This is a genomic window from Novosphingobium sp. 11B, from assembly GCF_054589055.1.
Genome location: NZ_BAAILP010000017.1, coordinates 18,849 through 29,151 on the forward strand (window position 1 = coordinate 18,849; position 10,303 = coordinate 29,151).

8 protein-coding genes are annotated in these 10,303 nt (G+C 67.3%); 3 read left to right on the top strand and 5 right to left on the bottom strand.

The annotated features are described in order from the left end of the window. The first annotated feature begins 15 nt into the window (after positions 1-15). Positions 16-1,389 (top strand): glutamate--cysteine ligase, encoded by a 1,374-nt coding sequence (locus ACYPYD_RS01595; protein ID WP_459661819.1) that lies wholly within the window; start codon positions 16-18, stop codon positions 1,387-1,389. A gap of 179 nt (positions 1,390-1,568) precedes the next feature. Here the strand turns inward: ACYPYD_RS01595 and ACYPYD_RS01600 are convergent, their stop codons facing one another. From ACYPYD_RS01600 to ACYPYD_RS01620, 5 genes are all read right to left on the bottom strand, one after another. Then, positions 1,569-2,888: a methyltransferase family protein gene (locus tag ACYPYD_RS01600; RefSeq protein WP_459661820.1), complete on the bottom strand. Its 1,320-nt coding sequence runs from the start codon at positions 2,886-2,888 to the stop codon at positions 1,569-1,571. A 67-nt stretch (positions 2,889-2,955) separates the two neighbouring features. Further along, the gene (locus ACYPYD_RS01605; protein ID WP_008828924.1) at positions 2,956-4,317 is read right to left on the bottom strand and encodes an outer membrane protein assembly factor BamB family protein; all 1,362 of its coding nucleotides are present in this window, start codon (positions 4,315-4,317) and stop codon (positions 2,956-2,958) included. 25 nt (positions 4,318-4,342) lie between these two features. Next, entirely contained in the window at positions 4,343-5,131 is a 789-nt protein-coding gene (locus ACYPYD_RS01610; protein ID WP_008828925.1) for a tetratricopeptide repeat protein, read from the bottom strand. A 121-nt stretch (positions 5,132-5,252) separates the two neighbouring features. After that, entirely contained in the window at positions 5,253-6,380 is a 1,128-nt protein-coding gene (locus tag ACYPYD_RS01615) for a glycosyltransferase family 4 protein (RefSeq protein ID WP_459661821.1), read from the bottom strand. Positions 6,381-6,394: 14 nt separating this feature from the next. Then, the gene (locus ACYPYD_RS01620) at positions 6,395-7,273 is read right to left on the bottom strand and encodes an alpha/beta fold hydrolase (protein ID WP_008828927.1); all 879 of its coding nucleotides are present in this window, start codon (positions 7,271-7,273) and stop codon (positions 6,395-6,397) included. A gap of 76 nt (positions 7,274-7,349) precedes the next feature. Between ACYPYD_RS01620 and ACYPYD_RS01625 the strand changes: the two genes are divergently transcribed. Together ACYPYD_RS01625 and ACYPYD_RS01630 are read left to right on the top strand one after the other, a co-directional pair. Continuing rightward, positions 7,350-8,747 carry a protein adenylyltransferase SelO family protein gene (locus ACYPYD_RS01625; protein WP_459661822.1) on the top strand — a complete coding sequence of 466 codons (1,398 nt, stop codon included), beginning with the start codon at positions 7,350-7,352 and terminating at the stop codon, positions 8,745-8,747. Positions 8,748-8,860: 113 nt separating this feature from the next. Next, the coding region (locus tag ACYPYD_RS01630; protein WP_459661823.1) for a succinylglutamate-semialdehyde dehydrogenase at positions 8,861-10,303 on the top strand (1,443 nt) is incomplete at its 3' end.

Consider the following 10,303-nt stretch of genomic DNA (forward strand, 5'->3'; position numbering starts at 1 on the left):
ACTAATTCCGCGCCCATGAGCACTCGTGAGGTTTCGGATCGCGAAGATCCGGTTATCGAAAACCTGTCCCAACTCGCCGAGCCGATGGCCGCAGGCGAAAAGCCGCGCGAGGCGTGGCGCATCGGCACCGAGCACGAGAAATTCGTCTACGACACCGCCGACCACCACGCGCCTTCGTACACCGAAAAGGGCGGCATCCGCGACCTGCTGGGCGAACTGACCCAGTTCGGCTGGACGCCGATCGAGGAAGGCGGAAACGTCATCGCACTCAAGGGCGCGGACGGCAACGTCAGCCTCGAACCGGCGGGCCAACTGGAACTGTCAGGCGCACCGCTCGAAAACCTGCACCAGACCTGCGCCGAGACCGGTCGCCACCTCTCCGAAGTGAAGCAGGTCGGCGAAAAGCTGGGCAAGGCCTACCTCGGCCTCGGCATGTGGCCCGACAAGACGCGCGAAGAACTGCCGATCATGCCCAAGGGGCGCTACGGCATCATGCTGAACCACATGCCGCACGTGGGCTCGATGGGCCTCGACATGATGTTGCGGACCTGCACCATCCAGGTGAACCTCGACTATTCGAGCGAAGCCGACATGGTGCAGAAGTTCCGCACTTCGCTGGCCCTCCAGCCGCTGGCGACGGCGCTGTTCGCGAACTCGCCCTTCACCGAGGGCAAACCCAACGGCTACCTCTCGTACCGCAGCCATATCTGGTCGGACACCGATCCGCACCGCACCGGCATGCTGCCCTTCGTGTTCGAGGACGGCTTCGGCTACGAACGCTATGTCGAGTACATGCTGGACGTGCCGATGTACTTCGTGTTCCGCGACGGCAAGTACATCGACGCCGCCGGCCTCTCCTTCCGCGACTTCCTCAAGGGCGAGCTTTCGGTGCTCCCCGGCGAGAAGCCGCGCCTGTCGGACTGGCAGGACCACCTGTCCACCGCCTTCCCGGAAGTGCGCCTGAAGTCCTTCCTCGAAATGCGCGGCGCCGACGGCGGGCCGTGGGGCCGCATCTGCGCCCTGCCCGCGCTGTGGGTCGGCCTGCTCTACGATCAGGGCGCGCTCGATGCGGCCTGGGACTTGGTCAAGGGCTGGGACATGGAAGGCCGCGAAGCCCTGCGCTCGGCCGCGCCGAAGCTGGGCCTCGATGCACCGATCCCGGGCGGCGGCACCCTGCGCGACATCGCAGGCGAAGTGGTCGACATAGCCCGCTCGGGCCTTGCCGCGCGTGGCCGCCTGAACTCGGCGGGCGACAACGAGACGGGCTATCTCGAACCGCTGGCCGAGATCGTGAAGACCGGCAAGGTTCCGGCCGAGCGGCTGCTCGACCTGTATAATGGCGAATGGGGCGGGGATCTTTCCAAGGTTTACGCGCTCAAGACGTTTTAAGGCAGGAAATGCAGGGGTTTACCACCCCTGCACGCCGTATACCGTCGAGGGCACGCGCGCAGCCTCGCCATGCAAGACGTTGAGCCGGGAGACAGATAAAGCCTGCGGCGCCATCTTGCCTAAGGCGGCTGCACGCACAACGACGACAGTTCGGGGGTCTGGGGCGATGGCCCCAGAACTTACTTGAACTTCAACTTCTGCCCGACCTTCGCCAAAGTCCGGGTGATGAACGCATTCTCCCCCATCCAGTCGTAATATTCCCGATACTTAGGGTCTTCCGCCAGCAGGTGCGCTTCCTCAGTCCGAGCGCGCCAATAATAGATGCCGCTCACCACGCCCAGCAGCACGGTGTTGCGGATCGCGTCGGTCCATGATCCGTTCGTCACGAGGAACGGCAGCGTCGAAGTCCACCAGAACAGGTTCTTCGACAGGTAGGCCGGGTGGCGCGTGAAGCGGTAGGGGCCGTTCGTCAGCACGCCGCGATAAGTCAGGTTAGAAAAGCGCAGGCCGAAGGCGAAGGTCGCCCAGGCGTAGATCGCGGTCAGCACGACCATCATCGCCGCCCAGCCCCACAGGAGGACGTCGTAAGCCGCCATCCAGTGCGCCCAGCCGCCGGTGTTGACTTCGTAACCGAGGACGTCGGCGTTACCCATCGTGCCCCACACGAAGGGCGGGTAGCACATCAGTGCGGCTACCCAGCCCGCCAGCAAAGGGTTGCCGCTGCGGATGTGGGCGTCGAGCGGGCGGAAGGTGAAGAGGTAGCCGACTGTGCCGATCTGCACGTCTACGAGGAACAGCCCTTCGATCAGCAGAGAGCCCAAGTCCACGAGTTTGTGTGCGATTGCGCCGAAATCCGCCTCTACCACGCGGGCGAAGCCGCCGGGCAGGATCGAGATCATGAAGGCTCCGAAGAAGCCCTTGATCGCCCAGGCGCGCCAGTGCTTCTTCACCTCTTCGGCGCTCCATGGCTCGCGGCCGATCAGCATCGCGCCGAAGTGCCAGGAGGCGTCGCGCGGCTCGACCATGACCCGGTCGAGCCAGAGGACATAGGGCACCGAGAGGACGAACAAGGGTGCCACAACGGCACTCAACACGTCCATAGCGAACAGATACTGCCCCTCCCAGTACCATCGGCACAGGAAGTAGAAGCAGCCTATCAGCGCCCATGTGATCCACAGCCCGGTCAGCTTGGTGATCGAGATGTCGAGCGTTTCGGAGAGCGGGCGACGCTGCGACCAGTCGATGCCGGTGGAGGGGCGCAAGTGCACCTTGTCGACCAGCAGCGACCATGCGGTCATGGCGACGCCGGTGAAGGCCAGCGTGGCGAGCGAGGCGTAAGGGCCGCTCATCGGCTCGCGCGGGGCCTGCAGGCCGAGCAGATCGACGACCGAGCCCCAGTTGCGGCAGAACAGGATCCACAGGACCAGCGCGACGAGGCCGGAGAGGCCCACGCCTGCGGAAACGTCGCTGGCCGGGCGGCGGGTGGATGCGGTGCTCATGGCCGCAGGGCGTAGAGGGAATTGGTTAAGGGGGCGCAAATCTCATGCGATCTGCGCCCCGCCTGATTCAACGGAAGGCGGTGATACGGCCCGAATCGTCGAGGACGTAGAGCGTCTGGTTCGCCACGACAGGCGCCAGCGAAATCGGATCGCTCAGTTCGGTGAATGGCGTCATCGTGCCGCTCGACGGATCGATGGTGGCCACGAGCCCGCGCGAGTTGCCGACCCACAGCTTGCTGCCCGCCAGCACCGGACCGACCCAGAAGATCGGATTCTTGCGCTTCTTGGCGTTCTTGTACCGCTGCAGTTCGGTCAGCCAGCGGACCTTGCCGGTGCCGCGCGCGATGGCGAGGATTTCGGCGTGGTCGTCCAGCGTGAAGACCCAGTCACCCGCGACTGACGGGGTCGAGATGCCCGCGAGGTTGAGTTCCCAGATGCGCTGCCCGGTGACCAGTTCGTAAGCGGCCATGCGCCCGCCCTGACCCAGAGCATAGACGCGGCCACGATCGATGATCGGGTCGGCATCGACGTCGGTGAGGCTACCCACTTCGGTCGAGATCGAGGTGCGCGAAAGCGCGTCCGACCAGACCTGACGGCCGTTCTCGTAACGGTATGCCACCAGTTCGCCTGACGAGTAGCCCGCGATCACCGTGCCCTGCCCAAGCGCGGGCGAGGCGACGCCGAACACGCCCGACTGGGTCAGCGAGGCGGATTCCTGCCAGATGGTAGCGCCGTCCGCCGCGTTGAGGACGACGATCTGGTTGTCCTGCGTCATCACGAAGATCTGGTTGAACCCGACCGTCGGCGAACCGCGCAGCGGGCCGGCGGGCTTCTTGGTCCAGAGCTGGCTGCCGTCGGCGGCGTTGAGCGCCGCGACTTCGCCAAGACCGGTGGTGACGTAGAGCTTGTCGCCGTCGAAAGTGACGCCGCCGCCGAAGACCGACTTCGCGTTACTGCCGCTGACCGAGAAGCTCTTGGTCCACAGCTTCGCGCCGCTCTGGGCGTCGAAGGCGTGGACCGTGCCTTCGGTATCCATCGCGTAGAGCTTGCCGCCGCCGATGACCGGGGCCGCCGCGAGGCGCGCGCGGGGGCTCGAACCGGCGATCTGCGCCGTCCACACCTTGGTCGGGTTATCCGCCAGCGCGAGGTGGCCGTAAGCCTTGTTCGGGGTGTTGCCGCCCTGTGCCCAGGTCGCGTTGACTTCGGCCGGGGGCAGGATCACCGAGACTGCGCCGAGCGTGGTATCGACCTTGGCACCGCTTTCGATGCGCGACAGGATCGGCACACGGTTGCCCACGGTCGGGGTCTTGGCCGGGCCTTTGCCGCCGCCGAACATCTTGCAGCCGGACAGGCCCGCGACGAGTGCGAGGGCGATCAGCGGCACGACCTTCTTCGCGCGCGAAGACGACGTGTTGCGGGCTGCGTTCATGCGAATGTCCTCACGTGTCATGTTCTCAGTTCGCCACTTCGGCGGGCTGGACGATCTTGGCGATCGGCTTGTCGAGCGGCTCGCCCTTTTCGTTCACCACGTCGTCCACGGCATCGACGCCGAGCACGGCGGCAAGCTGGCGGGCGCGGCTGCGCAGGCCGTCCTCGACGCTTTCGTCCTTGGCGATCGCGGCGAACAGCGGACCGGCCTGGTCCTGCCTGTTCTGCTTCAGGTAGGCCATGCCGACGAGTTCGCCCGCGGGACCGAACCACGGATTGCCGGGCGCGGCCATCGGCTTGAGGCGGCTGACGACGTCCTCGGGCTTCATCGCGTCGAAGTCGGCGCCGACTTCCCGCACGGAGGCGAGGTCGCGCAGCACCTGCGGTGCCTTGCCGTCGGCCGAAATCTCACGATAGAGCTTGAGCGCATCGGCCTTCTTCTCCTGACGCAGCGCGATCCCCGCGAGCATCAGGCGGGCCGACACGACTGTCGCGTCCGAAGAATCGGCGCCGGCGATCGGCGCCAGCTTGGCCTTGGCGGCGTCGAGATTCTCCGACTGCAGGGCGTCGAGCGCCTGTACGTAAGCCTCCGAACGCGCCTCGCGCTCCTGGGTCTGGCGGTGCTGCCAGTAGATCCAGCCCGCGAAGGCAAGCAGGGCGATGATGATGACGGCGATCAGCGGCTTGCCGTAGCGGCTCATGAAGCCTTCGAGCTGGTCCTGGCGCACGGCGTCGTCGACTTCACGCAGGAAAACGTCCTGCTGGGCGGCGTTACGCGCTGCGGCGGCGGAATTGGTGTCGGGGGGCAGAGCCAAGATAGGGCGCTTTCTAGCGAAAAACGGGACGGTTGCGGGGCTGTTTAGCGGATGGGTGGGGCTTTTCAACGGGGATGTCGGTGCCCGTCCCGCGGTGAAGCGCCGCTGAATGAGCGCGGCGTCACGGAAAGTCGCTTTTGCCCATCGCTGCGCCATAGGTCGAGGCATAACTGCGAATCATCGAGTTTTCATCGTATTTGGCCTGCGCCAGCATACGATTGGCCGCGCCGATGCGCGCGCGCAGCCCGTCATCCACCGCGAGTTCCGCCAAAGCCCGGCCGAGCGCGGCGTCGTCTCCGGGCGGGGTGATGAAGCTGCGGTTTTCCGCCGGCACCATCGCCGCCACGTCCCCCACCGCGGGCGAGGCGACCGCGAGCCCGGCCGCCATCGCCTCCAGAATGGAGATGGGAAACTGCTCGCTGTCGGAGGACAGCGCGAAGAGATCGAACAGCCCCACCGCGCGCGAGGGATCGGGGACGAAGCCCGGCAGATGCACCCTGTCGGCCACGCCGGATTCCCGCGCTTGCTGCGCGATTCTTTCGCGGTCCGGCCCTTCACCGAGGATCACCAGCTGCCATTCGGGCGGCAGCGTGGCGAAAGCACGGACCAGCCGGGGCAGGTTCTTGACCGCGCGCAGGCCCGCCAGAGTGCCGACCCACTTCGCGCCAGCAGGCTTGGGCAGCCCCGGAATCGCATCGGGCAGGGGCGGCGCGAGGTAAGCGGCGGTGCGGATGCCGTTGATGATCAGCTTCACGCGCGGGCGCGGCTGCGCCCAGTCGCCGAGCGCGATTTCCTCCAGCCGCTGCGAAGGCACCACCAGCGCCGAAGCCCGCGCCAGCGCCACGCGGCGAAACCAGTTGCGCGAGGGCTTGAGGCCACCAGCCTCGTCCTCGTTGAAGCCGTCCTCGTGATGGACCAGCGGCAGCAGGCCCAGCACGCCGCCCCAGACCCGGTGCGCCAGCACCGCGTCCATCGCCCCCCAGTTGTACGTGAGGACGAGGTCGAAATGCTTCATGGCGCGGGCGATGCGCAGCAGGCGAAGCGGTGCCGGGCGGCCCTGCAGGCTGGGAAAATCACTCGGAAAATCGACCGTGAGCGCCGGGTCGAGTGCGACTTTCGCCCCATATGCGCCCGGCTGCGCGGAGACGATGGTATGCGCGACGCCCGGGCCGAAGACGTTCATCAGCCTTGCCGCGCGCAGTTCCTTGCCGCCTGCCGCGAAGCTCGAATGGAGGTGGAGGAGGCGCAAGGCCGGTCTCTGGCTCAGGCCGCTCTGGCCAGCAGCCGCTCGATCGCGGCAACCGATTCGGGCTCGTCGAGCGTCGGGGCGTGGCCGACGTGGGGCAAGGTCAGCCCCTCTGCATTCGGCGAGCGGCGCAGCATGTCGTCCAGCGTCTGGGCAGAGAGCAGGTCGGACAGTCCACCGCGCACCACCAGCACCGGCACTTGCGCCAGCGCGTCCCACACCGCCCACAAGTCCGGCTGGGCATTGACGTCGAGCGCGAGGAAGGGCTCGGCGATCTTCATGTCGTAGTCGAAGACGATGCGCCCGTTGCCGCCGACCGTCATCAGCCGCTTGGCCATGCCGATCCAGAAATCCAGCGGCTGTCCGGGATGCGCGGCGCCCTGCACTTCCTCCAGTCCGCGCGCGGCGTGGACCCAGGTGGGCCAGGTGCGTCCCTGCCCGACATAGTCCTTGATCCGCGCAAGGCCCGCCGGCTTCAGCCACGGGCCGACGTCGTTGACCACGGCAGCGGCGATCCGGTCGGGGATAATGCTCGCCAGCCCCATCGCCATCAGTCCGCCCAGCGAGGTGCCGATGACCACGAAGCGCTCAAGCCCCTCCTGCTCAATCAGGGCGAGGACGTCCTCGCCGTACTGGACCGGCGTGTAGGTAGCCGAATCCTTCGCATATTCGCTGTCGCCCCGGCCGCGCAGGTCAGGGCAGATCACGCGCCGTCCCCTAATGGGATTGGCAGCGAGGCGCGGGGCCAGCACGTCGAAGTCGCGCGCGTTGCGGGTCAGGCCATGGAGGCACAGCACCGGCAGGCCGGTTTCACCCTCTGCGGGACCGGGATAATCGCGGAAATGGAGCTTGAGACCGTCGCGGCTCGACCAGAAGCGATCTTCGAAAACCTTCATGCGCGGGCGGCGACCTCATCAGATTCAACAAAATACCCGGCTTGCTAGCGGGCCGGGCGGTCCCCACTATCGCCCGATGCCAAGCGATCCGCAACCCGCGCCCTATCTTCCCGATCCGCGAATCGAAACGATCGCCCAATGGATCGGCGACCCGGTCCATGCCGCCGCGTTCCCCCGCCATCAATTGCGCTGGCGCAATGACCGCTGGGCAGCCGCGGTGGGCCTCGACGGTTTCGACGAGGCGCGCTGGACCGCGCATTTCGGGCAGTTCCAGCCGCTTCCCGGCAATCTGCCGCAGCCGCTGGCGCTGCGCTATCACGGCCACCAGTTCCGCAACTACAACCCCGACCTCGGCGACGGACGCGGCTTCCTCTTCGCGCAGATGCGCGATGGAGCGGGCCGTTTGCTCGACCTCGGCACCAAGGGTTCGGGCCAGACGCCATGGAGCCGCGACGGCGACGGCAGGCTGACCCTGAAGGGCGCGGTGCGCGAAATCCTTGCCACCGAGATGCTGGAAACGCTGGGCGTGAACACCAGCAAGACCTTTTCCGTCGTCGAGACCGGCGAGGAACTGTGGCGCGGCGACGAGCCCTCCCCCACCCGCTCGGCCGTGCTGGTGCGCCTGTCGCACGGGCACATCCGCATCGGCAGCTTCCAGCGCCTTTACGTGCTGGAGGAGACCGCGCATCTGGCGGCACTGGTCGACTACAGCCTCGAAACCTACCCCGGCAGCCTGCCACCCGAGGACGCTCCGGGCCGCGACGAACCGGCGGTGATCCTGCTTCACCAGGTCGTCGAGCGGCTTGCCGACCTTGCCGCCGCGTGGATGGTGGCGGGCTTCGTCCACGGCGTGCTCAACACCGACAACATGAACATCTCGGGCGAGAGCTTCGACTATGGCCCGTGGCGCTGGACGCCGCGCTGGGACCCGCGTTTCACGGCCGCCTACTTCGACCGCACCGGCCTCTACGCCTTCGGCCGCCAGCCCGAGGCGCTGCTCTGGAACTGCCAGCAACTCGCCATCGCCCTGCGCCCGCTGGCCGAGACCGCGCCGCTGGTCGCCGCGCTCGAGCGGTTCGGGCCGCTCTACCAGCAGGCGCTGTGCCGCCGCTTCACCTGGCGCCTCGGCATCGAATCGCGGGGGGTGGAGGCCGACACGGCGCTGGTTCAGGCCGCCGAGCGCAGCATGGTCGAGAGCGGCCTTCCCCCTGAGCAGTTCTTCTTCCTCCACCGCGGTGGCCGCAATGCCGGTGCCGACGACTTCGGCGCGCTGCTGTCCGGCTACGCTCCCGCCGCCACGACGGACGACCCGTTCTGGCAGGAAAGCGCCCCTCCCGGCGTCCTCATCGACGAGGTCGAACGCATCTGGGCCGCGATCGACACGCATGACGACTGGAGCGAACTGGACGCCAAAGTCGCGCAGATTCGCAGGCTGGGCGAACAACTTGGGAAGGCACCGTTTACTCCCCAATGATTTACGCCACGGTAGGAATACCTGTGCGATTGGGATGAAATGTCGAACCCTATAAGCTAACGGGTCATTAGCCGTATTTCTGCAGCCGCACCGCGTTGGGACCAGATGATTTCGTGACCGCACAACTCCAGAGGGCCGATAGCCGGCCCGATACCAGGGCGGAGATCGTCTCCCACGAACCTGCCACCGGGGCGGAAGTCTGGCGCGGCCCGGTTGCCGACGTGGACGAAACGGTCGCGCGTGCGCGGCGCGCGTGGCCCTCGTGGGCGGCCCAACCGCTCTCCACCCGCATGGAACTGCTGCGGCGATTCGCCAACGAAGTGCGCAAGGATGCCGAGGCGCTCGCCACCTGCATCGCCCGCGAAGTCGGCAAGCCCTTGTGGGAAGCCCGCGCCGAGGTCGATTCGGTGATCGCCAAGGTTGAAGTCTCGATCCGCTCCTACGCCGAGCGGACGGCCCAGCGCCGCCTCGATTCGGCGCTGCAGGGGGCGATGGCGGTGCGCCACAAGCCGCATGGCGTGCTGGTGGTGCTCAGCCCCTTCAACTACCCCGCGCACCTTGCCAACGCGCATATCGTGCCCGCCCTGATCGCGGGCAACGCGGTGATCTTCAAGCCGAGCGAACGCGCACCCGCGACCGGCGAGATGCTGACCCGCTGCTTCCACCGCGCGGGCGTTCCGGCCGCCGCCGTCCAGTTCGCGCCCGGCGGCCCGGCCGAAGGCGCGGCTTACGTGGCGCACGAGGGGATCGACGGCGTCCTGTTCACCGGATCTGCCGCCAACGGGATCGCCATCAACCGCAGGCTGGCGGCCCGGCCGGACCGCATGGTCGCGCTGGAGATGGGCGGCAACAACGCGATGGTCGTGTGGGACACGCCCAAGCTGACCGACGCCGCCGCGATCGTCGTCCAGTCCGCCTTCGCCACCAGCGGCCAGCGCTGCACCGCCGCGCGCCGCCTGATCGTGAAGGACACGATGTACGACGCGCTGATGGCCGAGGTGAAGGCGCTCGCCGACCGCCTGATCGTCGGCGCGCCCTTCGACGAGCCCGCGCCCTTCATGGGACCGGTGATCGACAATGCCGCCGCCGACGGGTTGACCGAGAGCTTCCTCTACCTGCTCAGCCACGGCGGCCGCGCGATCAAGCACCTCGTCCGCACGCACGAGACCGCGCCCTTCCTCAGCCCCGCGATCATCGACGTGACCGCGATGGCCGAGCGCCCCGACGTCGAGCTGTTCGGGCCGATCCTGCAGGTGGTCCGGGTGTCGGACTTCGATCAGGCGATCGCACAGGCCAATGCCTCGCGCTATGGCCTCGCCGCATCGCTGGTGGGGGGCACGCCGCAGGAGTACAACCGCTTCTGGGCCAACGTGCGCGCCGGAATCGTCAACTGGAACCGGCCTACGATCGGCCCCAGCCATGCGGCGCCGATGGGCGGCGTGGGGCTTTCGGGCAATCACCGGCCGACCGGGTTCTATGCGGCGGATTACTGCGCCTATCCGGTCGCTTCGGGCGAGATGGAGCAACCGCGCGCGGTGATCGGCGGGGGTTTGCGG

Coding starts and splice junctions, on each gene's coding strand:
- ACYPYD_RS01595 (WP_459661819.1), top strand. CDS start 16: ATGAGCACTCGTGAGGTTTCGGATCGCGAAGATCCGGTTATCGAAAAC.
- ACYPYD_RS01600 (WP_459661820.1), bottom strand. CDS start 2,888: ATGAGCACCGCATCCACCCGCCGCCCGGCCAGCGACGTTTCCGCAGGC.
- ACYPYD_RS01605 (WP_008828924.1), bottom strand. CDS start 4,317: ATGAACGCAGCCCGCAACACGTCGTCTTCGCGCGCGAAGAAGGTCGTG.
- ACYPYD_RS01620 (WP_008828927.1), bottom strand. CDS start 7,273: ATGAAGGTTTTCGAAGATCGCTTCTGGTCGAGCCGCGACGGTCTCAAG.
- ACYPYD_RS01625 (WP_459661822.1), top strand. CDS start 7,350: ATGCCAAGCGATCCGCAACCCGCGCCCTATCTTCCCGATCCGCGAATC.